The organism is Listeria rocourtiae subsp. hofi (genome assembly GCF_963575615.1).
Classification (GTDB): Bacteria; Bacillota; Bacilli; order Lactobacillales; family Listeriaceae; genus Listeria_A; species Listeria_A hofi.
On the sequence record NZ_CAUYTL010000001.1, the window covers coordinates 154,671 to 181,315 of the forward strand.

Consider the following 26,645-nt stretch of genomic DNA (forward strand, 5'->3'; position numbering starts at 1 on the left):
CATTTCTAAGACTTTTCTATCATTATACCATAATCAAGTCTGAGTGGAATTTACATCGCACGACTGATAACATCTTTTCTGCCAATATGGTATGATATACTCAAATCAGTTAGCCTTTTCAAATGATTTTCTAACAACCAATACTTAAAAAATAAGGAAGCCTAAGGAGAAGATAGATATGGTAGTTTTTAAAAAATTTATGGCCTTTACCGGCTCAATCGTATTAACCCTCATTTTGTTCGGCATTCTGGCGAACATCTTTGTAAACAACTGGTTACTTATTAGTGTAGTAACACTTGCCGTCGCGGCCTTCTTGTTCTTCTTTTCTGCAAAAGCAGGAGACAAGGCACATGCGATACAAACTGGGCTGACAAAAAAAGAATACAAATACATCCGCACAAACTTAGAAGAATCCCGGGCTAAAATACTACGCCTACAAAAAATTACAGCCGCCCATCGTACATTATTTACATTCCAAGAACGCGACAAAACACTCCTACTTACAAAACGTATCTACGGTATCGTGAAAGAAGAGCCGAAACGATTTTATGACGCTGAGGATTTCTTCTTCTCACACTTGGATTCTTTAGTAGAGCTAACAGAAAAATACGCTTTCCTAAACAGCCAGCCTGTAAAAGATAAGAAGATTTACCAAACGCTTTCTGATACACGTGCGCTTTTGAACGATTTAGGTCGCGTTATCGAGAAGGATCTCTTCGCACTGCTTAATAAGGATGTATCAAGCCTTGATTTCGAACTAGAAGTAGCAAAAAATTCAATCTCCAAACAGAAAAAGAAATTTGAAAGGAGTACACCCAAATGACCGAGAACCAAAAACCAAACGAACCTGAATTAGAAGTAAAGGAAACACCAACATATGAACAGCCAAAAGCCGAGGTTATAGATGCCAATTTCAACAAAACATTAGATGACTTGCTCGCTGATCCATTCGGCACAAACAGCACACAAACAGTGCAAGAAATCGTCAACAACGAATCTGACAAGGCGCCACGGTTAGTGGACATGCTACCAGAGTCGAATCGTCGTCAAGCCGTCGAACTTGCAAAACAAATAGAGCCAGGAAACCAAGCTGCAATTCTTGGATATGGTGCGCCAGCACAAGCAAAGCTGCATGATTTCTCTCACTCGATGCTCAATCAAGTTCAAAAACAAGACGTCGGACCGATTGGCGAAATCATTAGCGACTTGATGTTCCGCCTGCAAGAAGCAGATCCAGATGAGCTCGCAGCACGCAACAAGAACGTTTTCACAAAAATGTTCTCACGTGTGAAGCAATCTATCAACGAAATCACATCAAAGTATCAAAAAATGGGCACACAAATTGATCGAATTGCCCTGAAATTAGAACATGCAAAAAAACGTTTAATGGAAGATAACTCTTTCTTAGAGCAACTTTATGACAAGAATAAAGACTATTTCCAAGCACTAAACATCTATATCGCAGCTGGTGAACTAAAACAAGAAGAAATAAACACGAAATTACTTCCAGAGTTGCGTAAAAAAGCAGAACAATCTGGTGACCAGATGGATTTCCAAGATGTAAATGATTTAACCCAATTTGCAGATCGCCTTGAAAAACGTGTCCATGATCTTAAACTTAGCCGTCAAATTACCATTCAGCAAGCACCCCAAATTCGTCTTATCCAAAACACAAATCAAGTACTCGCTGAAAAGATTCAGTCATCCATCATGACTGCTATCCCATTATGGAAAAACCAAGTGGCTATTGCACTTACCCTTCTACGTCAGCAACAAGCAGCCGAAGCGCAGCGACAAGTTTCTGAAACAACAAACGAACTTTTAAAACGTAACGCTGATATGCTAAAAACCAACGCTATCGAAACAGCTCGCGAAAACGAAAGAGGCATTGTCGATATCGAAACGTTGAAAGAAACACAATCAAGCCTCATCGAAACATTACAAGAAACATTAAAAATTCAACAAGAAGGGCGTGCTAAACGCGCTGTAGCAGAAAAAGAGCTTGTATCCATGGAACAAGAATTAAAAAATCGTCTGCTAGAAATGAAATAACTTTACGAAAGAAAGTGCGGTATCTACTGAATTAAATCAGCGGGATATCGCACTTTTTTATATCTATTTTCCACCACAAATTTCTTTAAACTCAGTTGCCAGCATACTAAAAACAACTAAATCATGATAAGCATCATGGAAAAATTCATGGTCTCGTAACACGCCATCTCTATGAAAACCTAATGAATCCATCATGTTTAGTGACCTCTGGTTAAACGCATAGACCTCACAATAAACTTTATGTAAGTGCAACTCATTAAATGCTACACCTAGTAGCTCTATAATTGCTTCTTTCCCGTAGCCTTTTCCCCAGCTGGATTGCTCACCAATGACAATCCCAAAGGCCGCATTTCCATTTTCTCGATCGATTAAACCTAGCTCTGCTCGACCAATGACACGCTCATCTAAAATAATACTGTATAGTAGCAGTGATTGGTTCACCTTCAAAAAATATTTCTCATACATCGTTTGAAAGACTTCCAAAGACCGTGGTTTCGTTATACCGCTAGTCATAGCAATATCCTTATCAAGCTCCCACGCATGCATTCCTTGCACATCCGCACGTCTAATTGGTCTAATTCTCCTTAACTCCCTTTTCATCAACTGACAACTCCCAATAATTAGTATCGAGACAAGTATAACAGTGATACAGCAAACTAAACAAGCGAATTCCCTAAAATCCCTCTAACTTCAAATTTTCGAAGTGCAACGGCTTTAGGTTCGTTACGGTCAGACCAACTAATCGAACGCTTTCCTCTCCATTGTAGACATCGCGCAATAAACTAACGCCTGCATCATAAATAACATGTGCATCCCGTGTATATTCCAGTAATGATATTCTTCTAGTGATGGTACTAAAATCACTATATCGCAACTTCAATACCACTGTTCTACCATGTTTGCCAATCTGTTCGAGGGAACTTTCTATCTTCTGTGAAAAAAGAAACAACATATCTTGCATCTCTCGCTCATCGAAAATATTGTTTGCAAATGTTGTCTCTTTACCAACAGACTTGCGCTCGCGATGAGGATTTACCTTAGAGTCTGACAAACCTCTCACTGCGCGGTACAAACGATACCCTTGCTTGTTCAACTCTCGAATGAGATCCCATTCATTCCATGCTTTCAAATCTGCACCTGAATGAATACCTAATCTGTGCAGCTTCTCTGCGGTCACCTTGCCTACCCCATGAAATTTCGTAACCGGTAGCCCTTCTAAGAAAATTTCTGCATCTTCTGGTAGCACGACAGTCATGCCAGCTGGCTTTTTGAAATCAGAAGCTATTTTAGCGATAAATTTATTGTAAGAAACCCCAGCAGAAGCAGTCAAGCCTAATTCATGATAAATCGCATGCTGAATTTCTAAAGCTATTTTCATTGCGGATTTAATACCTTTCTTATTCTCTGTCACGTCTAAATAAGCCTCATCCAAGGACATTGGCTCTACTAAATCTGTATAGCGATAAAATATTTCACGAATTTGACGCGATACTTCTCGGTAATGCTCCATGTCCCCGTGTATGAAAATACCGTGTGGACATAGCTTGTATGCTTGTTTTGTAGGCATCGCTGAATGAACGCCGAATTTTCTTGCTTCATATGAGCACGTAGAGACAACCCCTCGTTTGTTCGGATCTCCACCAATAATAAGCGCCTTGCCACGATATTCTGGATGATCTCGCTCCTCCACCGAAGCATAAAACGCATCCATGTCAATATGAATAATTTTACGGGTCTTATCCACTGTATTCATCGCCTTTCAACACAATTAACGAACGTTTGTTCCACCCCTTGATTATATACGCTTATTTAGCACATTGCAAGCTAAAAACATAAAAAAAGAGCCACTGCATGAGTAACTCCTTTGCTTCTTTCATTTCTTCTCAAATGCACCTTTTCCGAAAAATTCAATTACGCGCGGCATAACTTGGTACATCCGCGAAATAACGTTCATTAGGAAGGGGAGATTTATTTCACGCTTTGGTTTGCCCATAATTCCCACAATTTTCGCCGCTACTTTTTCAGGTTTCAAAACGAGAAAACCGACATTATCAAGATAGTCCCCTGATTTATCTGCAATGTCGAAAAAGCTAGTTGCAATAGGGCCTGGATTGACTGTAGTCACATGAATACCTACTGGATTCACTTCCATTCGCAAAGCATTGGAATATCCTAGAACAGCAAATTTAGTCGCTGAATATGCAGATGATTTTGGGGTCGCAATTTTTCCAGCTTGGGAAGCAATATTGATAATATGACCAGATTTACGTTCTAGCATGCTTGGTAAAACAAGTTGTGTCAAGCGCATTAAACCGAGCACATTTGTGTCAAACATCCGCTCTACTGTATCAAAATCTGTGGTTACAGCTTCTTCAAAAATCCCAAAACCAGCACAGTTCACTAAAACATCAATTTTCGTATCACCAATTTTTTGAACCACATCTTGAACCTCTATAAAATTGGTCATATCCATCTTATAGTAAGCGCTAACGACCCCATAATCGGCTTGAATTCGTGTTGATAACTCCGCTAATTTGTCTGTACGACGCGCTGTCAAAATTGTGTGCGCTCCTTGTGCAGCAACTTGGCGTGCCATCTCTGCGCCAAGACCATTCGATGCCCCAGTAATCATCACCGTTTTTCCTTTTAAAAAATCATTCATCCTTTTTTAAACCCCTTTATAGTTCAAATATGGCCAAATCTGTTGCTATTTCTGTATTAGGAAAAATTTCACGACACTCTGATACAAGTTCACTGTTATCCTCGCGACTATATCTCGAACTAATATGCGTAATAATCAACCGTTTTGCTTCTGCTTTTTTAGCCAGAGTTGCTGCCTCTACTGTTGTGGAGTGCATATATTCACCTGCCATGTCGCCCATTTCCAAGCCAAAGGTCGCTTCATGAACGATAACATCCGCTTGCTTGGCAATTACGAACTCACTCTCCGTTGCTCTTGTATCACCAAAAATAGCAATAATCCGCCCTTTTTTTGCCGGTCCGATAAACTGGCTACCATCCACAACGTTACCATTCTCCAACGTTATCGTCTTGCCTTCCTTCAATTCTTTAAAAATCGGCCCAGGCTTCACACCTAGCGCAGAAAGTCCAGCAGCATCAAGCGACCCCGTTTTGTCCGCCTCCTCAATCCGGTAGCCGTAACTTAAAATACCATGATCGAGCTCTCGACAAATAACCTTAAAATCTGCATCTTCAAACACAATCTCACCATCAATTTCCACGATTTCAAGCGGATATTTCAAATGTGTACCGCTCACAGCTAAGCTCGTCCGAATATAATTCGCAATCCCCAAAGGTCCATAAACCGTAAGCACTGTATCCCCACCTTGAAAAGAACGGCTACTAAGAAGTCCCGGCAAGCCAAAAATATGATCCCCATGTAGATGTGTAATAAATATTTTTTCTAATTTACTCAATTTAATCGAACTTCGCAAAATTTGATGTTGTGTCGCTTCCCCACAATCAAACAGCCAAATACTATTTCGTTCATTTAGCATCGTGAGCGCAATTGCCGTTACATTACGGCCTTTGGAAGGTACACCTGCTCCTGTTCCAAGAAAAATCAGTTCCATTTTGACCCACAATCCTTTCACTCATTCGCTACTAATCATACCATATTTATCTCTTTCATTGCACGCCTACCCCAAATCTTTTTCCGAATTTTTCGGTTCAATCAGTTGCACATTAGAAATCAAACCGCTAAAATAGTAAAGAATAATGAGGGCGACTTTGATTATATCTTCATTGTCTCATTTCCAGAACAAGCTTTGAAACTTCCTGCCTTTTTTATTTGGTTAGGATGTCCATCTAGCTTTACTAAAATCGAGCGAAGGCGAATGCTTGTCGCCGATTTATCTGGAGTATGCTACACACAATAATGAAAGAGGGTAAGTACGTATGACAGAAGTGAAAGAACAAGTAGCTTTAATTACTATTTTTGGCGGTACGGGAGATTTGGCAAATCGCAAACTTTACCCTTCGCTATATCATCTCTTCACGAAAGGCTTTTTAAAAGAGAATTTCGCAGTGATTGGTACAGCTCGTCGTCCATGGACCAATGATTTCTTTCGAGAAAAAGTGGTTGAATCATTGAAAGGCATCGAAAAAGAAGGCTTTGAACCAGAAGAATTTGCATCACATTTCTATTATCAATCGCATGATGTAACTAATCGTGAATCATACGTTGAGCTTAAAAATTTGTCTGACGAGCTCGATAAAAAATATGCACTCCAAGGAAACCGCCTATTCTACCTTGCGATGGCACCTAATTTCTTTGGAACAATCGCAAGTCGCTTAAAGTCAGAAGGTTTTGTCGATAATGCTGGATTCAGTCGCTTAATTATCGAAAAACCATTTGGTCGTGATTTGGCAAGTGCAGAAGAACTAAATGAGTCGCTTCGTCAAGCGTTTGATGAGAATGAGATTTACCGCATCGACCATTATTTGGGCAAAGAAATGATTCAAAATATCTCTGTGATTCGTTTTGCGAACTCTATTATTGAGTCGCTTTGGAATAATCGCTACATTGATAATGTCCAAGTAACATTGAGTGAAACGCTTGGTGTCGAGGATCGTGGTCGCTATTATGAGGAAAGTGGTGCGCTTCGTGATATGGTTCAAAATCATATTCTGCAAATCGTATCCTTGCTAGCGATGGAACCACCAATTAAATTAACAACGCAGGAAATTCGCCATGAAAAAGTGCGCGCACTCCGTTCATTGCGTGTAATTGAAGGCGATGATGTGTATAAATATTTTGTACGCGGACAATATGGTCCTGGAACAGTAGATGGCAAAGAGTTACTCGGTTACCGTCAAGCTGATAACGTTGATCCTGATTCTAATACCGAAACCTTTGTTGCGGCAAAGCTCATGATTGATAATTTCCGCTGGAGCGGCGTTCCATTTTATATTAGAACTGGTAAACGTCTCGCCAAGAAAGCAACGCAAATCGCGATTCAATTCAAAAACGTGCCAATGAATCTATTTGGTTCAAATCATTCGCTTGGTGGAAACGTACTGGTGATACACATTCAACCAGACGAAGGAATCACGCTACACATGAACGTTAAAAAGCCAGGTCAAGGAATGTTGACAATGCCAGTTAATCTCAACTACGCTCACTCCTCACCAGATGGTATGAACACACCTGAGGCCTATGAAAAACTGATTCAAGACTGCCTAAATGGCGATGCAACTTACTTTTCGCATTGGGATGAAGTTTCCTTATCGTGGAATTTCATTGACAAAGTAGCAGCAGCTTGGTCGAATACGAAAGAGCATTTCCCGAACTACACATCCGGCACAATGGGACCGAAAGAAGCGGATAAATTAGTGTCACAGGATGGATTTAAGTGGTTTGATTGATGAGATGAGGATAGGATAAAACTCATTTTCACACAAAATAAGCAAGATATCACAAATCGAGCGAAAGCGTTTGTATTCAGGGGATTTGGTGGAAGCCGGAGAGCTGCGTGTACGACTATACATGATGACTGAAAGTAGGGAGGGAGTCGTACCCCCGACCATGCGAGAAGTTAAGCGAAACTGTTCTTGTGTAGCAGAACCGGTGAAAGGATTAACCGTTCTCTGCGTTCACGCTTATATTGGAACTGTAACTCATTTCATATCGAACAGTCCCAACAATGCGAGCGCTTGTCGCCGATTTATTTGGGTTATGTCTCAGACCCGAGCACATGAAATGTTTGTAGGATTAGAAGCTTAACCGGTTCTACCTAGCAAAAAACCTATCTTACCTACTTCGCATATTACAGAAGTAAGTAAGATAGGTTTTTTTGCAGTCTAGCGCCCCCTACCGTTGTTCCCTTTTTCACAATTACATGTTACAATGAAGGAGAATACAGAGTAAAAGGAGAATCAATATGCCAGAAAGCATTGACGATTATATCGATCGCGGTATCCATGGCGCAAAAGAAATTAATCCAGCCGAACGCAAAAAATACCTCGGTACTTTTCGAGAGAGAATCGAAATTCAGATGAGCAAACAAGAAGTTTTTCAGAAGTTTTGCACTAAAGAGTTAGAACAAGAAATGAAATATCACCCAAAGGCAAAACTCCTTTTAAACGGTTCTATCTCATATGAAATATTACGCGCTTATATTATGTTAGCAGAAAAACATAGAATTCCTTTTTCAATTGTGGCACGTGAAGATGATGATACGCCTATTGGGCTTGTTCTGGCAGAAGATCATGAGATAAATCGTGAAGATACGCACCTCCATGAAACGCCCATTATAACAGAAGACACAACAGGAAAAGTCACATTACTCGATAAAATCAAAGCTATTTTTCAAGATTAAAGGAAGTGACATAAATGCTCCATACGATTGTATTGGCACTAGCGATTCTTGTCTTATTACAAACAGTCTATTTTTTCATACGCAAAAATACCGATATGGGTGTTATGTTCTTGCTTATCGGTATCGCCTTACTTATTATTTCTACAATTGGTTAGAGGACGTTTCAAAACAAGATTAGCCTAGAGGTTCGCCGGTGTCTATTGCTGTGCGCAACCTCTTTTGCATGTCTCCGATTCCTCTTGTTCCATGGAGTGGAAATATAAATTGATTGTTTCTACCCGACACAGTCTCAAGTAGTGGGCGAAATTTTGCTCCACCTAGCATCACGATCGTTTCCTGCTTCATGTTTAGCGCCTGCCACTGCTCTGTTAACTCTTCTATTGAAATCGTGTTTGCCGTTACGCCTCGTGCTGTAAACCTCATATCATACGTTCCTGGCACAATTGAATCAGGGGCTAAAAATCCGTACTTAGGTGACAAAATCAAATACTCTCCGTCAAATTTTTCAGCATACCCTCTGCATAACCGGTGGAAGGTTCCTGTATAAGCCTCTTTTGCGAAAACTGGTCCTGCATCCTCATGCCGATCCCAAATTTTTGGCTTGCCTGATGGTATAATGATCATGACTTTCCCCTATTTATTGGATATTCCCATAAAACAATCTTGCCACGGCTCTCTATTTTATCCTGATCAGGCTGATAAATAAAACCTGATTTACGCAACGCTTGAATCGAATAGGGATTATTCTCAAAGCTCCGCGCAAATATCCGCTTAATTTCAGGTTGCGCTTTTAGCCATATTATTAGTTCTGCTAACGCTTCCGTTATATAACCATTATTTTGGTAAGCTGGCACGATACTGTATCCGAGCTCAATTTCTCCTGTTTCTTCTGGCTTGCCTTGTCCGCCTATTTCTCCAATGACCTTGTTCTCCTCTTTCAACACAATTAAATGCGTCCATTTTGTCATTTCTGGCTCTTTTTTCACATTTTCTAATATATACGGTAGGTAAAAAAAGAAATCGATTCCAGGCCATTCTCTGGACACAGCATAGCCCGATACCCGCTCCAGTTCATCTATGCCTGCAATCGTCGCTTTAATCCATTCTAAATTGTATTCTAATAACAACAATCGTTCCGTTTCTATTTTTCCCATGTCAATACCTGACTTTCCGTTTCAATATATCTTCCTTCTAAAATTATCAAATTCCCCCTCATTACGCAAATTTTTTGCAATGTACTACCTGTTATTATCACCATGTACTAATTTTTTGAAAACTTTTTTCATTTTAATTGTATGCGCTTACATCATTATCCATCAATCCATTTGCCATTGTATTTCCCCTTTTCAATGAAATCCAAAAGCAACAAATTTTCAAATAACGGTTGACATTTCCCCGTCAAAAGCTATAATTAATTATAATATTACATTGATTGATACTTACTTGGATTCAAAAGGCTACATACGAATTTGTAAAAGTATCTCATGATGATAAATTTGATTTTAGAGGAGTTAATGACTTATGAAAACACTAAACCGAAATTATGTCATTACAATTTTATTACTCTAGCAAGGGTCTGGAACACTGTTTAAAACAAGCAGTCGTTTAGATCCTGTTTATCATTAAATGGGATACTTATCTAGGCATCCCATTTTTTAACTCAAAAATGGGATGCTTTTTTGTTGCCAATTTACCTTATCAATGTCATTTTTCATTCCAAAAGGTCATGCTAATTGATATATTCTAAAAATTCAGCTTCGACCAACAATTATAATAAAGAAACGGGGAATATGCTCATGCGTAGTGATAAAATCAAAAAAGGTGTTGAACAAGCTCCAGCTAGGAGTCTTCTACACGCAACCGGCCAAATCAAAAGTCCAGGTGATATGGATAAGCCATTTATAGCCATTTGTAATTCTTATATCGATATCGTCCCAGGTCATGTGCATTTGCGTGAGCTTGCGGATATTGCAAAAGAAGCCATTCGTGAAGCTGGCGGTATCCCATTTGAATTTAATACGATTGGTGTAGATGATGGCATTGCAATGGGTCATATCGGGATGCGTTATTCGCTTCCAAGTCGTGAAGTTATTGCAGATGCTGCGGAAACGGTAATCAACGCTCACTGGTTTGATGGTGTTATGTACATTCCAAACTGTGACAAAATTACGCCTGGCATGTTGCTTGCCTCTGTACGTACAAACGTGCCAGCTATCTTCTGCTCCGGTGGTCCAATGAAGGCCGGTCTTTCTGCAACTGGAAAGGCGCTAACGCTTTCTTCGGTTTTCGAAGCTGTCGGCGCTTTTAAAGAAGGTAGCATGAGCCAAGAAGAATTTTTAGATATGGAAGCTAATGCTTGTCCAACATGTGGCTCATGTGCTGGTATGTTTACAGCAAACTCGATGAACTGCTTGATGGAAGTGCTCGGTATGGCGGTTCCGTTTAACGGGACAACGCTTGCTGTATCAGACGCTCGCCGCGAATTGATTCGTGAATCAGCGTTCCACTTAATGGATCTTGTTAAAAAAGATATCCGTCCACGCGATATTATTACGCGTGATGCGATTGATGATGCTTTTGCTCTAGATATGGCGATGGGTGGTTCGACAAATACCGTCCTTCATGTGTTAGCTTTAGCAAATGAAGCAGAAATTGATTATGATTTGGAGCGCATTAATGAAATCGCTAGTCGTGTTCCTTACCTTTCCAAAATTGCACCATCTTCTGCTTATTCCATGCATGATGTCCACGAAGCCGGTGGTGTACCTGCAATTATGAAAGAGCTTGTGGACTTGGAAAACGCGATTCATCCCGACCGGATTACCGTTACTGGTAAAACGATTCGTGAAAATGTAGAAAATGCCAAAATTAACAATACAGACGTAATTCATCCTAAAGAAGACCCGTATACGAAAACAGGTGGCCTCTCTATCCTCTTCGGAAATATTGCGCCAAAAGGTTCTGCAATCAAGGTCGGTGGCGTAGATCCATCAGTATCTGTATTTACCGGCAAAGCCATTTGTTTTGATTCACATGATGCAGCTGTGGAAGCAATTGACAATCATACAGTTCGCGAAGGTCATGTAGTCGTGATTCGTTATGAAGGACCTCGTGGTGGCCCAGGAATGCCGGAAATGCTGGCTCCAACATCTTCTATTGTTGGACGCGGGCTTGGAAAAGATGTCGCACTCATTACAGACGGACGCTTCTCTGGTGCGACTCGCGGAATTGCGATTGGCCATATTTCTCCGGAAGCAGCTTCTGGTGGTCCCATTGCACTCATTGAAGATGGCGATACGATTGTAATTGATTTGCCGAATCGGACATTAAATGTTGATGTTTCGTCAGAAGTTTTAGAGAAACGACGCGCTGGTATTCCTAAATTTGTCCCTAAAATTAAAAAAGGCTATCTGGCTCGCTATGCTGCACTCGTGACTTCTGCTCACACTGGTGGCGTATTACAACTTCCAGATGATTTCTTAGAGTGATAAGGAGAGGTGATAAAAATGATCAAAGTAGAGAAAGAGACGACAACAAAAAGTGGTGCCGAGCTTTTAATTGATGCTTTGAATGAGCAGGATGTCGAGATAATTTTTGGCTATCCTGGTGGTGCTGTTTTGCCACTTTATGATGCGTTTTATGACTGCGATATTCCTCATATTTTAACGCGTCATGAACAAGGTGCGGTGCATGCTGCAGAAGGTTATGCACGCGTGACTGGTAAAGCTGGTGTGGTCGTTGTAACAAGTGGACCTGGCGCAACAAATGCTTTAACGGGAATTGCGGATGCGATGAGCGACTCGATTCCAATGGTTGTTTTTACTGGCCAAGTTGCTACGCCCGGTATTGGAAAAGATGCATTTCAAGAGGCGGATATGATTGGCTTAACAATTCCGATTACGAAATATAATTATCAAGTGCGGGATGTTAAAGATATTCCAAAAATCATTAAAGAAGCTTTCCATATTGCCACAACAGGACGTCAAGGACCCGTCGTGATTGATTTGCCAAAAGATATGTCGATTGCGACAACGGATAAAGTTAATGACGACACAATCCATTTACCTGGATATCAGCCAACTGTAAAGCCGAATGGGATGCAACTGGAAAAATTGATGCAAGCTTTGGCCGTATCTAGCAAACCAGTTATTCTAGCTGGTGCTGGTGTGAATCATTCACGTGCAACAGCTGAACTCCTCGATTTTGCGGAGCGTTACCAAATCCCTGTTGTAAATACGTTGCTAGGACTTGGTAGCTTCCCGCAAGATCATCCTCTGTTTCTTGGAATGGGCGGGATGCATGGTTCTTACGCAGCCAATATGGCGCTGACAGATCCTGATTTACTTATTAATTTTGGATCACGTTTTGATGATCGAATGGTTGGATCTCCAAAAGAATTCGCAAAGCATGCTGTCATTGCGCATATCGATATCGATCCAGCAGAAATTGGAAAAGTTTTAACAACAAAAATTCCGATTGTTGCGGATATTAAAGAGACGCTGACACAATTGCTCGAGATGAGCATAACCGAAGAAGCTGACAAAACGCATTGGTATAAGCTGAATATGACACGCAAAGAACGCCATCCTTTCACGTATAATCGAGATTCAAAAGCGGAAATCAAGCCACAAAAAGTCATCGAGATTATCGGTGAAATTACAGAAGGGAAAGCACTTGTTTCAACAGATGTTGGGCAACACCAAATGTGGGTCGCACAATTTTATCCATTTAGTCATGATCACCAAATTATAACTAGCGGTGGACTTGGCACGATGGGCTTTGGTTTCCCAGCAGCCATTGGTGCACAACTCGCCTACCCTGAACAAACAGTTGTTGCTTTTGTTGGTGACGGCGGCTTCCAAATGACAAATCAGGAGCTTGCTATTTTGAATGATTACAGTATTAATTTGAAAACAGTTATTCTCAATAACGGGTCGCTTGGAATGGTTCGTCAGTGGCAAGAGAAATTTCATAATGAACGCTTTTCCCACTCGATTTTCCAAAGTCAGCCTGATTTCGTAAAACTTTCGGAAGCTTATGGCGTGAAAGCTGTTCGTTTGGAAGATCCGCTAACGTTGGCTGAGGATTTAAAAACAGCATTTGCCTATCCTGGTCCAATTGTTATCGAATGTGTCGTATCACCAAATGAGCTAGTATTACCAATGATTCCACCGGGCAAAGCGAATCATCAAATGGAAGGAGTGGAATAAATGCGACGTATCATTACAGCAACTGTTAATAACTCAAGTGGTGTGCTTAATCGGATTACAGGTGTTATTTCTCGCCGTCAATACAACATTGATAGTATCTCTGTTGGTTGGACGGAAACACCGAATATTTCCCGCATTACCATCGTCGTTCATGTTGATTCACTCTATGAAATTGAACAAGTGACGAAACAGTTAAACAAACAAATCGATGTGTTAAAAGTGAGTGATATTACTGATGATCCGCATATGGAGCGTGAGCTAGCTTTAATTAAAGTCAACGCCCCCGCTACGACTCGTGCTGAGATTAATTCAATTATTGAACCATTTCGGGCAACGATTATCGATGTAGGTAAAACGAGTCTTGTTGTGCAGGTCGCAGGAACGAGTGAGAAAGTCAATGCCTTTGTTGACAGCATTCGTCCATACGGCATTCAGCAAATGGCTCGAACCGGCGTTACTGGCTTCACTCGTAGCGCTAAATAATCATTTTGAATCCCAGAAAACCTTTTTCTGAGAAATATATAAAGATAATTTATGGAGGTTAGGAAAATGACAAAAGTTTATTATGAAGATGCAGTACAAGAAAGCGCGTTACAAGGTAAGAAAGTTGCAGTAATCGGCTATGGTTCTCAAGGCCATGCCCACTCGCAAAACTTACGTGATAACGGGAATAATGTCATTATTGGGATTCGTGAAGGCAAATCAGCGGAAGCAGCTCGCAATGACGGATTTGAAGTTTTATCAGTAGCTGATGCAACAAAAGCTGCTGATGTAGTGATGATTCTTTTACCAGATGAAACGCAAGGAGATACTTATGAAGCTGAAATCAAGCCAAATTTAGAAGCTGGTAATGCTTTAGCTTTTGCGCATGGTTTTAACATTCATTTTGACGTAATTAAACCACCTGCTGACGTGGACGTGTTCTTAGTAGCACCAAAAGGTCCAGGACATTTAGTTCGTCGTACATTCGTGGAAGGTGGCGCGGTTCCGGGATTATTCGCGGTTTATCAAGACGCTACTGGAAAAGCAACAGATGTCGCTCTATCTTATGCAAAAGGAATTGGCGCGACTCGTGCTGGTGTCATCGAAACAACATTTAAAGAAGAAACAGAAACTGACTTATTCGGTGAGCAAGCAGTCCTATGTGGTGGTACAACACATTTAGTACAAGCTGGTTTCGAGACGTTAGTCGAAGCTGGATACCAACCAGAACTTGCTTATTTCGAAGTCTTACATGAGTTGAAACTGATTGTTGACTTGATGTATGAAGGTGGCATGGAGAAAATGCGTGATTCCATCTCAAATACAGCCGAATATGGCGACTATGTTTCAGGCCCGCGCGTTGTAACGAGCGACACGAAAAAAGCAATGAAGGAAGTCTTGACGGACATTCAAAATGGTAACTTTGCCAAGGCATTTATTGATGATAATAAAAATGGTTTCAAGGAATTCCATCGTTTGCGTGCAGAGCAAAAAGGACACCAAATCGAAAAAGTTGGTGCGAGCTTGCGCGAAATGATGCCTTTCGTCAAACCACAAAAATAATTAGGAAGAGAATTGGGTGATTAGGAACTTTGCAGCGTTTCGACAAATGCTTAGATTCTAGGCAAAGTCGAGTACTGGAGCGGAATGCACGACTTGTACATGAGCACCAGCGCGCAGACTTTAACGACGAAGATGAGTGTTTATCGAAACGCTGCCCCTTTTCTTATGAGGTGAAAATATGGCTTATATTCAATTTTTCGATACGACGCTACGTGACGGTGAACAAACGCCGGGCGTCAATTTTAACCAGCAAGAGAAAATTCAAATTGCACGCCAGCTTGAGACTTATGGAATTGATGTAATTGAAGCTGGGTTTCCGATTGCTTCTGATGGTGATTTTCATTCCGTAAAAGAAATTGCAAACGTGATTAAAACAGCTACTGTCTGTGGTTTGGCGCGCTCTGTAGAACGTGATATCGATCGTGCGTACGAAGCGCTACGCAATGCAGCAAATGCTCAAGTTCACGTTTTCCTTGCTACAAGTGATGTACATATGAAGCATAAATTAAACATGAGCAGGTCTGAGGTTTTGGCATCAATTAAGCACCATGTTGCGCATGCTCGCAAACTTTTCCCAATCGTGCAGTTCTCTCCTGAGGATGCCACACGAACAGATCCAGCTTTTCTGGTTAAGGCTGTTCAAACCGCTATTGATGCTGGAGCTACAGTGATTAATATTCCCGATACAGTGGGCTTTACAAACCCGACGGAATTTGGCGCTCTCTTTCGCTACTTGCGTGAAAATATTCCCCGTTTTGATGAGGTGATTTTTTCTACACACTGTCATGATGATCTTGGAATGTCTGTTGCGAACGCACTTGCTGCAATTGAGAACGGCGCGCGACGGGTCGAAGGAACAATAAATGGGATTGGCGAACGTGCTGGTAATACGGCGCTCGAGGAAGTTGCTGTGGCACTTCATATTCGCAATGATTACTACAAATCGGAATCTGGGATTATTTTAAATCAAACGAAAAAAACGAGTGATTTGATCAGTCGCCTCTCTGGTATGCCTGTTCCGCGTAATAAAGCTATTATCGGTGGTAATGCTTACGCGCATGAATCTGGTATTCACCAAGATGGCGTTTTGAAAGAGCCAACAACATATGAGATCATCACGCCTGCCTTGGTTGGAGTTGAGAAAAATTCGCTACCACTCGGCAAACTATCTGGTCGCCATGCTTTTGTAACGCGTATGGAAGAGCTTGGCTATACGATGACCGATGAAGAGAAAAACGATGCTTTCAAACGGTTCAAACATTTAGCGGACGTGAAAAAAGATGTAACGGAAGATGATTTGCATGCATTAATTCTTGGCCAAGCATCCGAAAAAGCAGATGACTATGAATTAAATCATCTACAAGTACAATATGTGACGGGTGGCGTACAAGGCGCAATTGTTCGAATCCATGCAGAAGATGGATCTGTTTTAGAAGATGCCGCAACTGGCGCTGGTAGTATTGAAGCAATTTATAATACGATCAACCGCTTGATGGAGCAAGATGTCGAGCTCACAGATTACCGTATCCAAGCCATTACTGCAGGACACGATGCACAAGCTGAGGTTCATGTTATCGTCAAGGATAAAGATGGCACTACGTATCATGGGATTGGCATTGACAACGATGTTCTCACCGCCTCCGCCAAATCTTACCTTCATGCCAGCGCTAAAGCAGCAGAGGTAAAACAACAAACAAATGAGGAGGTTCCAGTCAAGTGACCTATTCTATTACGGCCCTTCCTGGCGACGGGATTGGACCAGAAATCATGGCGAGCGGTTTAGAAATTCTAGCAACTCTCGCCGAAAAATTCCAACTAGATTTTAACATTGAAACACATCCGTTTGGCGGTGCTGGTATTGATGCTGTATCCGATCCACTTCCGGACTCCACACTCGTTGCTTGTCAAAAGGCGGATGCTATTTTGCTCGGCGCGATTGGTGGACCTAAATGGGATAACGCGCCAAAGCGCCCGGAGCAAGGTTTGCTAGCACTGCGTAAAGCGCTTGGATTGTTCGCCAATATTCGTCCGATTCAAGTTCCAAGCACGATTGCACACCTCTCCCCTTTAAAAAAGGAAATCGTAGAAGGTACAGACTTTATCGTGGTGCGCGAACTGACTGGTGGCATCTATTTTGGCGAACCAAAACACTGGGATGAAAACAGTGCGGTAGACACGCTAACCTATACCGCTCCAGAAATAGAACGTATCGCAGTACAAGCTTTTGAGCTCGCAAAAACACGCCGTAACAAGGTCACATCCGTAGATAAAGCCAATGTTTTAGCATCGAGTAAACTATGGCGCCAAGTCGTAGAGCGTGTAGCAACGCGCTATCCAGAAGTTACATTAGAACATCTTTATGTAGATGCAGCAGCTATGATTCTCATCCAACGCCCTACTACTTTTGATGTCATCGTAACAGAAAATATGTTTGGTGATATTTTGAGCGACGAAGCATCTGTTATTACAGGTTCACTCGGCATGTTACCATCAGCGAGCCACCCAGAGACAGGTCCATCACTCTATGAACCGATTCATGGTTCCGCACCAGACATTGCAGGTCAAAACATCGCAAATCCAATGTCAATGATTTCATCTGTGTCCATGATGCTACGCCAGTCTTTCCAGCTTTTCGAAGCCGCGGATTATTTAGACAAAGCTGCTGCAGCAACTATGGAAGCTGGTTTCTTAACGAGAGACCTGGGCGGAAGTACATCGACTACTGAATTCACAAATGAAGTAAAAAAACGAGTTAAAGGAGGAGAATAACAATGGCTAAAACAATGTTCGATAAGTTGTGGGATCGTCACGTCATATTTGGAAAAGAAGGTGAGCCGCAACTATTATACATCGATTTGCATTTGGTTCATGAAGTTACCTCTCCTCAAGCTTTTGAAGGATTGCGAATGGAAGGAAGACCGGTTCGTCGCACGGATCGCACGTTTGCTACGATGGATCACAATGTCCCAACCGAAGATATTTTCAACATCCACGACGTCGTGGCAAAAAAACAAATTGATGCGCTTCGCAAAAACTGTGAAGAGTTTGGCGTCACACTTGCCGATGTTGGCAGTGAACGTCAAGGAATCGTGCACATGGTTGGCCCTGAAACTGGGCTAACACAACCCGGTAAGACAATTGTATGTGGTGATTCGCATACCGCAACACATGGTGCTTTCGGAGCAATGGCTTTTGGTATCGGCTCAAGTGAAGTGGAACATGTCCTTGCTACGCAGTCTATCTGGCAGCAAAAACCAAAATCAATGGGTGTCAAAATCAACGGCACCCTTCCAAAAGGCGTGTATGCAAAAGATGTTATTCTTCACCTGATTGCAACATACGGCGTTGCGTTCGGCAGTGGGTATGCTGTTGAATATTACGGAGAAGCTGTTCGAAACATGACCATGGAAGAGCGTATGACAATTTGCAACATGTCGATTGAAGGCGGCGCAAAAATGGGTATGATGGCTCCTGATGAAACTACATTCGCCTATATTAAAGGACGTGAATACGCACCGACAAATTGGGAAGAAGCAATTGCAGATTGGGCAACATTACCGAGCGATCCAGATGCAACTTATGACCGCGACATTGAAATCGATGTAACAGACCTTGCACCGTATATCACATGGGGTACAAATCCTGGTATGGGCGTTCCAATTACCGAAGCATTCCCGGCTACCCAAAACGCCGATGATGAGCGTGCTTATCAATACATGGGACTCAAACCAGGTCAAACAGCCTCAGAAATTGATCTCGGCTACGTATTCATTGGCTCTTGCACCAACGCACGACTTTCCGATCTTGAAGAGGCTGCCCAAATCGTTAAAGGCCAACAAGTCGCATCGGGAATTCGAGCAATGGTCGTTCCTGGTTCTCGCCAAGTCCGTCTTGCCGCTGAGCGTATTGGTCTTGATCAAGTCTTCATCAACGCAGGTTTTGAATGGCGTGAACCTGGTTGTTCCATGTGCCTCGGCATGAATCCTGACCAAGTACCAGAAGGAATTCACTGCGCATCGACATCTAATCGTAATTTTGAAGGTCGTCAAGGAAAAGGCGCAAGAACCCACTTGGTGAGCCCAGCAATGGCAGCTGCAGCAGCGATTCACGGTCGCTTTATCGATATTCGCAAAGGAGTGTGGCAAAATGGAAGCAATGGTGTTGCATAAAGGAAAAACCGTAGCCCTGATGAACGATAACATTGATACCGATCAAATTATCCCGAAACAATTTCTAAAACGCATCGAACGAACTGGTTTCGGCGAGTTTCTTTTTGATGAATGGCGCTATCTTCCAGATCGTTCCTTGAATCCTGATTTCCCTCTAAATGATTCTGATCGCCAAGAAGCAACTATCCTTGTAACTGGTGAGAATTTTGGCTGTGGCTCTAGTCGTGAACACGCTCCCTGGGCTCTACTCGACTATCGTTTCCGCGTCATTATTGCTGGCGGATATAGCGATATTTTCTACATGAACTGCACGAAAAACGGGATTTTACCAATTAGTTTGCCAAAAGAAGCACGCGCGAAACTAGCAGCAATACCAGCAGGCGAAAAGATTACGATTGATTTACCGAAGCAACAAGTAATCAGCTCAACCGGAACGTACGATTTTGAAATCGATGCTACATGGAAAGAAAAATTCATCAAAGGGCTCGATGATATCGCCCAAACGATGGAGCATGAATCCCTAATTACTGAATACGAAAACAAGGCACGCGCCTACTAAAAATGAGGATGTGAGGATGTTATGGAAATGGTTGATGTCGATGCTTTAGTTAGCAAACAAGATGTGCTTGATGCTTACGATACATTAAAATCTATCGTTAAGCACACACCACTCGAAAAAGACTATTACTTATCGCAAAAATATGACTGCAACGTCTACTTAAAACGGGAAGATTTACAATGGGTCCGTTCGTTCAAATTACGTGGTGCCTATTACGCCATCGCCCAGCTAACCGAAGAACAATTAAAAAATGGCGTCACGTGTGCCAGCGCTGGAAATCACGCTCAAGGTGTTGCCTTCACCTGCCAGAAACTTGGCGTACCCGCAACAATCTTCATGCCAACGACAACGCCACAACAAAAAGTAGCACAAGTTCGTTTTTTCGGTGGGGATTTTGTCGAAGTTCGACTGACTGGTGATACGTTTGATGCTTCTGCCTACTCTGCTAAGAAATACAGCGCTGAGCATAACAAAGCTTTTATTGCACCGTTTGATGACGCTGATATTATTGCCGGTCAAGGAACAGTTGCTGTTGAGATGCTAGACGATTTAGGTTCTGAGAATTGTGATTTTGTGTTTGCAGCGATTGGAGGCGGTGGCTTAGTTTCAGGCGTAGCATCTTATGTAAAAGCAGTCCGTCCTGACACAACAATCATTGGAGTAGAACCAAGCGGCGCCCCATCAATGGCCAAAGCGTTATTAGCTGGAAAAGTAGTCAATCTGCCAAAAATCGATAAGTTTGTAGATGGTGCGGCAGTAAAACAAGTAGGTGAACTTACGTATAAACATTGCGAGAAATTCGTCGATGAAGTCACAGAAGTCGATGAAGGAGAAGTTTGTTCAACGATTCTTGATATGTATACAAAACAAGCTATCGTTGCAGAGCCTGCTGGTGCCCTTTCTGTTGCAGCACTCAACCATTTCCGTCCACAAATCAAAGGCAAAAACGTTGTCTGCATCGTGAGCGGTGGAAATAATGATATTAACCGGATGCAAGAAATTGAAGAGCGTTCCCTCGTTTTCGAAGGGCTAAAACACTACTTCATCGTCAATTTCCCACAACGACCTGGTGCCCTGCGTGAATTTGTAAATGACGTCCTTGGCCCCTATGATGATATTACTAAATTTGAATATACAAAAAAAGTGAACCGCAATCAGGGACCTGTCATTATTGGTGTCCTTTTGCAAAATCCAAATGATTATGAAAAATTATTAGAGCGCATTGCTATTTTTGATCCAAGTTTCATGCCAATTAATGATAATCAAATGCTCTATACATTACTCGTTTAATTAAAAAGTACAGTATATAGGTCCCTCCATTTTCGCATGGGACTTACATACTGTACTTTTTTGAAATAAAAAAGATTGAGTAACAACCTCATTGCGGGCCATCACTCAATCTCTATTCACGTTCTCGCGCTAGAATTAAAGTTTTGTTACTTTATCAGCTTGAGGTCCGCGTTGTCCTTCTACGATTTCAAATTCTACTTTTTGACCTTCGTCAAGCGTTTTAAAACCGTCTCCTTCGATTGCGCTGAAATGTACGAATACATCGTCGCCGCCTTCAACTTCGATAAATCCAAAACCTTTTTCGCCATTGAACCATTTCACTGTACCTTCTTGCATGTGTCAAAAACCTCCAAAAATTTTTTCTTAATATGTTCCTTTTACAAATAAAAAACTTACTGGGAAACTGCTAAGCAACAAGCTCACCTTGGTTTTCATATAAAAATTCACATATTATAAAAGATACTCATGTATAAGGATCAGTATCCTTTATAACACGTGAATAATCTCTTGCCAAGCTCCTACAGCATCCCAACAATCCTTTTGTAAGGAGATATTATTATTATCGATACAAATATTGTAACGCTTCCATTCTAAAAATGCAAGGAATATTTACCTAGTGCGCCATTATTTCGACAATTCAATGAAAAGTAGCATTCTATCCCGAATAAATCCTCAGTATAGCTTCTTGGGGCCTGCTTCTCATAAATGATTGCAAGCCTCCAAAAAGCGTACGGTTAACCTTTACTTAATGACACTACGATCTTTGATACGCCACTTCACAAGCAGGTTGTGTAATGGCTCGCGGACTAAGAAGTATACGCCTAACGAAATGAAGATAGAGGCAATTCCGAATAAAAAACCAGCCAGTACATCAGTTGGATAATGAACACCCAAATAGACGCGTGAACACATAATGAAAATAATCCAGCTTAGTCCAGCGACACCGATAACAATTTTAACCCACATTTGTTTGACGGTAAAGATTAAAAACATCGCTGCTAAACCGTAAAAAATTGTGGAGCCAGTCGCGTGTCCACTTGGAAAACTGTAGCCAGTTTCTGCAATTAGGCGGTTGAAGTTTGGGCGTGGACGTTGAAAGATATCTTTTAAAATAGTGTTTAGTAGAACGGCACATACGAGTACGGTTCCACCAAACCATAGCCCTACGACAAACTTACGTAGGATAAATAGAATAATAACAATAATTACTGTCAATACAATGGCTGTTTCTGCGCTTCCAATCATCGTTAATGTTTCGAGTAAGCTTGTTTTAGAGGCTGAGATGTTTGTTTGAATGCGACTAATCCAGCTTAAATCAAATTTGGCAACCCACCTTGGTTCAGAATTTACTGCCAATGCTACGATAACGAATAGTAGCAAGGCAAATCCGCCAATAGTGAATAACGGGATTGCTTTCTTTTTGTTTGTGTTCATTGGTTTACTCCTAACTTCACTTGTTTTTTTGTAGGAAGGTTTGCACTTCTTCCACCATAGCTTGATAATTCGCTTGTTCATCGGTATCTCTTTTTTCGATTAAATTGATTGTTGTATCCGTTACGGCTAGCACTCCGTCATATACGAATGTAGCATTACCAATCAATTGCAAATGTAGCTCGCCTGCTTGATCTTTACTTGCTGTAACTTTGACACGCCCTCCGTTATTATACACGTGGACAGGTGTTTCCAGCTTATCATTGTGAAGCAGTTTCTTCATCAGGCTAGAGGCTGACATCGCCGTTCCACAGGCATTCGTAAAACCAACGCCACGCTCAAAAGTTCGGACATAAATCGTATCTTCTGCCAGCTCTTTAACAAAGCTTACATTGACTCCATCTGTGAAGTAAGGATTTTCTCCATTTAGATAGGTCGAAAGCTTGACTTGCTTGTCTGAATCAAGCACCTTCTGGTCAACAAAAGTTATCAAATGCGGATTAGGCACGGCGACTGCTGAAAAATGCAAATCAGCATCAAAATCCGGTACTACTTCGTCCACCATTTGCGCTGCGTCCCAATTTAACGGTAGCGTTTCTGGTGCGAATAAAACGGGGGAAATTTCGACTTGATATGTTGGAATACCAACGCCAATTTCCTCTGCTTTAGAAACTTGAAGCACGGCTTTCATTGTTTCAATCGTCGCTTCCTGTAAGCCATGTTCTTCTAAGAGGTAACGCGCCACTGTACGCAGTCCATTCCCGCACATCGATGCTTCTGAGCCATCTGCATTAAAAACGCGCATACGACCGATAGAGGCGCTATTTGAGCTTGGAGAAACGAATAAGATACCATCTGCACCACCAAGCGCATCTTCACGATTACAAATTCGACGAGCAAGTTTGGAACGAGCCGTATCTTGCCAGCCAGTTAAATTGTTTTTGGCTTCATCGATTAGGAAAAAATCATTTTGTGAGCCGTGTACTTTGATGAAGTTAATATGTGTCATCCGGGTTCCTCCGTTTCTATTAGCTTGAGGTCCTTCGTAAGCAATCTTAGCTTTTCAAAGGACCTCAAAATATTATTTAATAGTTTGCCACCACAATATCCGCACATCGCTTACACAACGTTGCATGATTATGATCTGCACCCACATCTTTTTTCACAACACGGCAACGCTCACAAGTTTCGCCTTCTGCTACAGTAATGGCTACTGCTACATGTTGGTCTTTCACCGCATTAGCTGGCGCACCACTAAGCCCTTCTATTAATTCAAAATCAGACACGATGAGCAGTTGCGCAAAGTCACCTTCTAAAGAATCAAACAGTTGCTTCGCTTCATCATCAACAAACAATGTCACTTTTGCCAACATCGACTTACCGATAATTTTCTCATTACGCGCTTCTTCCAATGCTTTTTGGACAACATCGCGAATTTGCATGAAACGATCCCATTTATCCGTAATTGCCTCAGATGCAGCATAATCCTTCACTTCTGGCATCTCTGTCAAGTGAATGCTCAATGCTTCTTGATCTGTTAAGTGCGACCAAACCTCGTCCGTTGTATGTGGCAAGATTGGCGCCAATAATTTCGTCAAAACGACAACTGTTTCGTAAAATACGGTTTGCATCGCGCGACGATCTTTGCTATCTGCGGCTTCGATATATACGACATCTTTCGCAAAATCCATATAAAATTGGCTAAGTTCTACTGTACAGAAATTATTGATTTGGTGATAAATCGTTGAAAACTCATATTTATCATAGCTCGCGCGAACATTTTTAACGAGCTCATCTAATTTAATGAGTAGATATTGATCGACCTCACGTAAATCTTCATATGCAATGGCATCTGATGTTGCTGTGAAATCCGAAATATTTCCAAGCAAGAAACGCATCGTGTTACGAATTTTGCGATAAACTTCGGAAACTTGTTTTAGAATATTATCACTGATACGCACATCGGCCTGGTAATCGACAGACGCGACCCATAGGCGCACGATATCCGCACCAAGTTGATTGATAACTTTTCCTGGAAGCATCGTGTTCCCAAGTGATTTACTCATTTTACGACCATCACCGTCTAAAGCAAAACCGTGACTTAAAACGTTGCGATATGGTGCCTCACCGCTAATAGCAACACTAGTAGTCAATGAAGAGTTGAACCAACCGCGATATTGGTCAGATCCTTCCATATAAAGATCTGCTGGACGATTCAAATAAGGACGTGCTTCAAGAACTGCTTGGTGACTTGATCCTGAATCGAACCATACATCCATAATATCATTTTCTTTCGTAAATTCGCCGTTTGGACTACCTTCATGCGTAAATCCAGCTGGTAATAAGTCTTTTGCCTCGCGCTCAAACCAAATATCTGATCCATGCTCACGGAACAATTCTGAAATGTGATTAATTGTCTCATCTGTAATGATTGGTTCTCCATTCTCTGCATAGAAAATCGGCAGCGGTACACCCCAAACACGTTGGCGGGAAATAACCCAATCTCCGCGATCACGAACCATATTAAATAAACGTGTTTCGCCCCACGAAGGAGTCCAAGTAACACCTTGCACAGCGTCTAACAATTCTTGACGAAACTTGTTAATCGATGCAAACCATTGCGGTGTTGCACGGAAAATAACTGGTTTCTTCGTACGCCAATCATGTGGATACGAGTGCGTAATGAATTCCATTTTTAACAACGCGCCAACTTCTTCTAGCTTCTCCGTCACCATTTTATTCGCCGTATCATAAAATACACCTTCAAAACCAGGCGCTTCATCTGTAAACACACCACGATCATCAAGTGGTGCCAATGTCTCTAACTCATATTTTTGACCAATGATAAAGTCGTCTTCCCCGTGTCCAGGCGCCGTATGAACCGCACCGGTACCAGCTTCCGCCGTCGCATGTGCGCCGTTCATCACAAGCGAATCACGGTCATAGAATGGATGTTTCGTGATAACGCGATCTAACTCAGAACCACGCACTGTTTTTACAATTTCTGCGTTTTCCCAACCTAATGTTTCGCGAAGACTTGAGAAAAGCGCTTCTGCAACAACATATTTTTCACCATTAACAGTTGCTACAACGTATTCCAAATCTGGATTCACGGTAATTCCCATATTTGCAGGAATAGTCCACGGTGTCGTTGTCCAAATAACAATATTCGTACCGACATCCAATACACCTTTACCGTCTGTCACTTTGAACGCCACAAAAATGGAGGCAGACTTCTTATCTTGATATTCAATTTCAGCTTCAGCTAAGGCCGATTCACTAGACGGGGACCAATACACTGGTTTCTTCCCTTTATAGATATAACCTTTTTTCGCCATTTCGCCAAAAACTTTTACTTGTTCCGCTTCATATTCCGGTTGCAACGTGATGTAAGGATTAGCCCACTCGCCAGTCACGCCAAGACGTTTAAAACCAGCTCGTTGAATATCCACTTGTTTATACGCATATTCGGCGCAGAGCTTACGAAATTCAGCAACAGTCATCTCTTTACGTTTCACACCTTTATTCGCCAATGCTTGTTCGATTGGCAAGCCGTGTGTGTCCCAGCCAGGAACGTATGGTGAACGAAAGCCACTCATTGATTTTTGACGAACAATCATGTCCTTAATAACTTTATTCATCGCATGTCCCATGTGCAACTCGCCATTCGCGTACGGCGGTCCATCATGCAAAATAAACATTGGCTTATCCGCATTTTTTCGTTGAATTTCGTCGTATAAATCCATCTCTTCCCATTTTGCTTGCCATTCCGGCTCCTTATTCGGCAAATTTCCTCGCATTGGGAATTCTGTTTTCGGCATTAATAACGTATCTTTGTATTCCATCAGTTATTCTCCTTTATATAAAATAATTTCTCCGCCTTACTTCCAGTGCACTCAAACCTAGATAAAACGCAAAATAGACCCTCCCCTAAAAAGGGACGAGTCTATTAGTCGCGGTACCACCCTTGTTGACATCGACCTTGCATCTTTGCCCACTTCGTTCCATCGTTAACGCCGATATACGCTTCTTCCTAATCAGCACATAG

Annotated in this window: 24 protein-coding genes and 1 other annotated feature (1 of these 25 only partly in view); of the genes, 14 read left to right on the top strand and 10 right to left on the bottom strand. The window is 41.7% G+C overall.

Annotation, left to right across the window (positions count from 1 at the left end):
• Positions 1-178 precede the first annotated feature (178 nt).
• Together R8925_RS00790 and R8925_RS00795 are read left to right on the top strand one after the other, a co-directional pair.
• Positions 179-823, top strand: a complete 645-nt coding sequence (locus tag R8925_RS00790; protein ID WP_430534035.1) for a 5-bromo-4-chloroindolyl phosphate hydrolysis family protein — start codon at positions 179-181, stop codon at positions 821-823.
• A complete protein-coding gene (locus R8925_RS00795; RefSeq protein WP_430534036.1) occupies positions 820-2,052 on the top strand; it encodes a toxic anion resistance protein in 1,233 nt (410 codons plus the stop codon). The genes R8925_RS00790 and R8925_RS00795 overlap by 4 nt, the downstream gene beginning before the upstream one ends.
• A 63-nt stretch (positions 2,053-2,115) precedes the next feature.
• Here the strand turns inward: R8925_RS00795 and R8925_RS00800 are convergent, their stop codons facing one another.
• The 4 genes from R8925_RS00800 to rnz form a co-directional block, all read right to left on the bottom strand.
• The gene (locus R8925_RS00800) at positions 2,116-2,652 is read right to left on the bottom strand and encodes a GNAT family N-acetyltransferase (protein ID WP_430534037.1); all 537 of its coding nucleotides are present in this window, start codon (positions 2,650-2,652) and stop codon (positions 2,116-2,118) included.
• A gap of 73 nt (positions 2,653-2,725) precedes the next feature.
• A complete protein-coding gene (dinB, locus tag R8925_RS00805) occupies positions 2,726-3,796 on the bottom strand; it encodes a DNA polymerase IV (RefSeq protein ID WP_430534038.1) in 1,071 nt (356 codons plus the stop codon).
• A 129-nt stretch (positions 3,797-3,925) separates the two neighbouring features.
• Positions 3,926-4,714: an SDR family NAD(P)-dependent oxidoreductase gene (locus R8925_RS00810; protein WP_430534039.1), complete on the bottom strand. Its 789-nt coding sequence runs from the start codon at positions 4,712-4,714 to the stop codon at positions 3,926-3,928.
• Between the two features lie 16 nt (positions 4,715-4,730).
• Positions 4,731-5,645: a ribonuclease Z gene (rnz, locus tag R8925_RS00815; protein ID WP_430534040.1), complete on the bottom strand. Its 915-nt coding sequence runs from the start codon at positions 5,643-5,645 to the stop codon at positions 4,731-4,733.
• Between the two features lie 325 nt (positions 5,646-5,970).
• On the opposite strand from rnz, the gene zwf reads away from it, so the two are divergent.
• The 3 genes from zwf (at position 5,971) to R8925_RS00830 (ending at position 8,548) form a co-directional block, all read left to right on the top strand.
• Positions 5,971-7,440: a glucose-6-phosphate dehydrogenase gene (zwf, locus tag R8925_RS00820; protein WP_430534041.1), complete on the top strand. Its 1,470-nt coding sequence runs from the start codon at positions 5,971-5,973 to the stop codon at positions 7,438-7,440.
• A gap of 515 nt (positions 7,441-7,955) precedes the next feature.
• Entirely contained in the window at positions 7,956-8,393 is a 438-nt protein-coding gene (locus tag R8925_RS00825) for a YueI family protein (RefSeq protein WP_430534042.1), read from the top strand.
• 14 nt (positions 8,394-8,407) lie between these two features.
• Positions 8,408-8,548: a hypothetical protein gene (locus tag R8925_RS00830; protein ID WP_166666074.1), complete on the top strand. Its 141-nt coding sequence runs from the start codon at positions 8,408-8,410 to the stop codon at positions 8,546-8,548.
• A gap of 19 nt (positions 8,549-8,567) precedes the next feature.
• On the opposite strand, the gene R8925_RS00835 is transcribed toward R8925_RS00830, so the two are convergent.
• Both R8925_RS00835 and R8925_RS00840 read right to left on the bottom strand, forming a co-directional pair.
• Positions 8,568-9,017, bottom strand: a complete 450-nt coding sequence (locus R8925_RS00835; protein WP_430534043.1) for a DUF6884 domain-containing protein — start codon at positions 9,015-9,017, stop codon at positions 8,568-8,570.
• The gene (locus tag R8925_RS00840) at positions 9,014-9,547 is read right to left on the bottom strand and encodes a GNAT family N-acetyltransferase (protein ID WP_430534044.1); all 534 of its coding nucleotides are present in this window, start codon (positions 9,545-9,547) and stop codon (positions 9,014-9,016) included. The genes R8925_RS00835 and R8925_RS00840 overlap by 4 nt, the downstream gene beginning before the upstream one ends.
• Positions 9,548-10,189: 642 nt before the next feature.
• Between R8925_RS00840 and ilvD the strand changes: the two genes are divergently transcribed.
• From ilvD to ilvA, 9 genes are all read left to right on the top strand, one after another.
• On the top strand, positions 10,190-11,881 hold the full coding sequence (gene ilvD / locus R8925_RS00845) for a dihydroxy-acid dehydratase (RefSeq protein ID WP_430534045.1): 1,692 nt from the start codon (positions 10,190-10,192) through the stop codon (positions 11,879-11,881).
• A gap of 18 nt (positions 11,882-11,899) precedes the next feature.
• Positions 11,900-13,603 (top strand): biosynthetic-type acetolactate synthase large subunit, encoded by a 1,704-nt coding sequence (gene ilvB / locus R8925_RS00850; RefSeq protein ID WP_430534046.1) that lies wholly within the window; start codon positions 11,900-11,902, stop codon positions 13,601-13,603.
• A complete protein-coding gene (gene ilvN, locus R8925_RS00855; RefSeq protein WP_430534047.1) occupies positions 13,604-14,086 on the top strand; it encodes an acetolactate synthase small subunit in 483 nt (160 codons plus the stop codon). It begins immediately after the preceding gene.
• Positions 14,087-14,152: 66 nt separating this feature from the next.
• Complete coding sequence (ilvC, locus tag R8925_RS00860) at positions 14,153-15,148, top strand: ketol-acid reductoisomerase (RefSeq protein ID WP_036072341.1); 996 nt, start codon at positions 14,153-14,155, stop codon at positions 15,146-15,148.
• A 178-nt stretch (positions 15,149-15,326) separates the two neighbouring features.
• Positions 15,327-16,868, top strand: coding sequence for a 2-isopropylmalate synthase (locus R8925_RS00865; protein WP_430534048.1), 1,542 nt, complete (start codon positions 15,327-15,329; stop codon positions 16,866-16,868).
• Entirely contained in the window at positions 16,865-17,917 is a 1,053-nt protein-coding gene (gene leuB / locus R8925_RS00870; RefSeq protein WP_430534049.1) for a 3-isopropylmalate dehydrogenase, read from the top strand. The genes R8925_RS00865 and leuB overlap by 4 nt, the downstream gene beginning before the upstream one ends.
• Before the next feature lie 2 nt (positions 17,918-17,919).
• On the top strand, positions 17,920-19,317 hold the full coding sequence (gene leuC, locus R8925_RS00875; RefSeq protein WP_430534050.1) for a 3-isopropylmalate dehydratase large subunit: 1,398 nt from the start codon (positions 17,920-17,922) through the stop codon (positions 19,315-19,317).
• Positions 19,295-19,876: a 3-isopropylmalate dehydratase small subunit gene (gene leuD / locus R8925_RS00880; RefSeq protein WP_430534051.1), complete on the top strand. Its 582-nt coding sequence runs from the start codon at positions 19,295-19,297 to the stop codon at positions 19,874-19,876. Before leuC ends, leuD begins: the two co-directional genes overlap by 23 nt.
• A gap of 21 nt (positions 19,877-19,897) precedes the next feature.
• Positions 19,898-21,166 carry a threonine ammonia-lyase IlvA gene (gene ilvA, locus R8925_RS00885; protein WP_430534052.1) on the top strand — a complete coding sequence of 423 codons (1,269 nt, stop codon included), beginning with the start codon at positions 19,898-19,900 and terminating at the stop codon, positions 21,164-21,166.
• 135 nt (positions 21,167-21,301) lie between these two features.
• On the opposite strand, the gene cspD is transcribed toward ilvA, so the two are convergent.
• The 4 genes from cspD to ileS form a co-directional block, all read right to left on the bottom strand.
• Positions 21,302-21,502 (bottom strand): cold-shock protein CspD, encoded by a 201-nt coding sequence (cspD, locus tag R8925_RS00890; RefSeq protein ID WP_036062500.1) that lies wholly within the window; start codon positions 21,500-21,502, stop codon positions 21,302-21,304.
• Positions 21,503-21,907: 405 nt separating this feature from the next.
• Entirely contained in the window at positions 21,908-22,600 is a 693-nt protein-coding gene (locus R8925_RS00895; RefSeq protein WP_430534053.1) for a phosphatase PAP2 family protein, read from the bottom strand.
• A gap of 16 nt (positions 22,601-22,616) precedes the next feature.
• Positions 22,617-23,606, bottom strand: a complete 990-nt coding sequence (gene dapF, locus R8925_RS00900; RefSeq protein ID WP_430534054.1) for a diaminopimelate epimerase — start codon at positions 23,604-23,606, stop codon at positions 22,617-22,619.
• A gap of 76 nt (positions 23,607-23,682) precedes the next feature.
• On the bottom strand, positions 23,683-26,442 hold the full coding sequence (gene ileS, locus R8925_RS00905; RefSeq protein ID WP_430534055.1) for an isoleucine--tRNA ligase: 2,760 nt from the start codon (positions 26,440-26,442) through the stop codon (positions 23,683-23,685).
• A gap of 88 nt (positions 26,443-26,530) precedes the next feature.
• Positions 26,531-26,645 (bottom strand) — a binding site (T-box leader); it runs 128 nt beyond the window's last position.

Coding starts and splice junctions, on each gene's coding strand:
- R8925_RS00800 (WP_430534037.1), bottom strand. CDS start 2,652: ATGAAAAGGGAGTTAAGGAGAATTAGACCAATTAGACGTGCGGATGTG.
- ilvB (WP_430534046.1), top strand. CDS start 11,900: ATGATCAAAGTAGAGAAAGAGACGACAACAAAAAGTGGTGCCGAGCTT.
- zwf (WP_430534041.1), top strand. CDS start 5,971: ATGACAGAAGTGAAAGAACAAGTAGCTTTAATTACTATTTTTGGCGGT.
- ilvN (WP_430534047.1), top strand. CDS start 13,604: ATGCGACGTATCATTACAGCAACTGTTAATAACTCAAGTGGTGTGCTT.
- leuD (WP_430534051.1), top strand. CDS start 19,295: ATGGAAGCAATGGTGTTGCATAAAGGAAAAACCGTAGCCCTGATGAAC.
- rnz (WP_430534040.1), bottom strand. CDS start 5,645: ATGGAACTGATTTTTCTTGGAACAGGAGCAGGTGTACCTTCCAAAGGC.
- ileS (WP_430534055.1), bottom strand. CDS start 26,442: ATGGAATACAAAGATACGTTATTAATGCCGAAAACAGAATTCCCAATG.
- R8925_RS00840 (WP_430534044.1), bottom strand. CDS start 9,547: ATGGGAAAAATAGAAACGGAACGATTGTTGTTATTAGAATACAATTTA.
- leuC (WP_430534050.1), top strand. CDS start 17,920: ATGGCTAAAACAATGTTCGATAAGTTGTGGGATCGTCACGTCATATTT.
- R8925_RS00825 (WP_430534042.1), top strand. CDS start 7,956: ATGCCAGAAAGCATTGACGATTATATCGATCGCGGTATCCATGGCGCA.
- ilvA (WP_430534052.1), top strand. CDS start 19,898: ATGGAAATGGTTGATGTCGATGCTTTAGTTAGCAAACAAGATGTGCTT.
- R8925_RS00895 (WP_430534053.1), bottom strand. CDS start 22,600: ATGAACACAAACAAAAAGAAAGCAATCCCGTTATTCACTATTGGCGGA.
- dapF (WP_430534054.1), bottom strand. CDS start 23,606: ATGACACATATTAACTTCATCAAAGTACACGGCTCACAAAATGATTTT.
- R8925_RS00830 (WP_166666074.1), top strand. CDS start 8,408: ATGCTCCATACGATTGTATTGGCACTAGCGATTCTTGTCTTATTACAA.
- R8925_RS00865 (WP_430534048.1), top strand. CDS start 15,327: ATGGCTTATATTCAATTTTTCGATACGACGCTACGTGACGGTGAACAA.
- R8925_RS00795 (WP_430534036.1), top strand. CDS start 820: ATGACCGAGAACCAAAAACCAAACGAACCTGAATTAGAAGTAAAGGAA.
- ilvD (WP_430534045.1), top strand. CDS start 10,190: ATGCGTAGTGATAAAATCAAAAAAGGTGTTGAACAAGCTCCAGCTAGG.
- R8925_RS00810 (WP_430534039.1), bottom strand. CDS start 4,714: ATGAATGATTTTTTAAAAGGAAAAACGGTGATGATTACTGGGGCATCG.
- cspD (WP_036062500.1), bottom strand. CDS start 21,502: ATGCAAGAAGGTACAGTGAAATGGTTCAATGGCGAAAAAGGTTTTGGA.
- R8925_RS00835 (WP_430534043.1), bottom strand. CDS start 9,017: ATGATCATTATACCATCAGGCAAGCCAAAAATTTGGGATCGGCATGAG.
- ilvC (WP_036072341.1), top strand. CDS start 14,153: ATGACAAAAGTTTATTATGAAGATGCAGTACAAGAAAGCGCGTTACAA.
- R8925_RS00790 (WP_430534035.1), top strand. CDS start 179: ATGGTAGTTTTTAAAAAATTTATGGCCTTTACCGGCTCAATCGTATTA.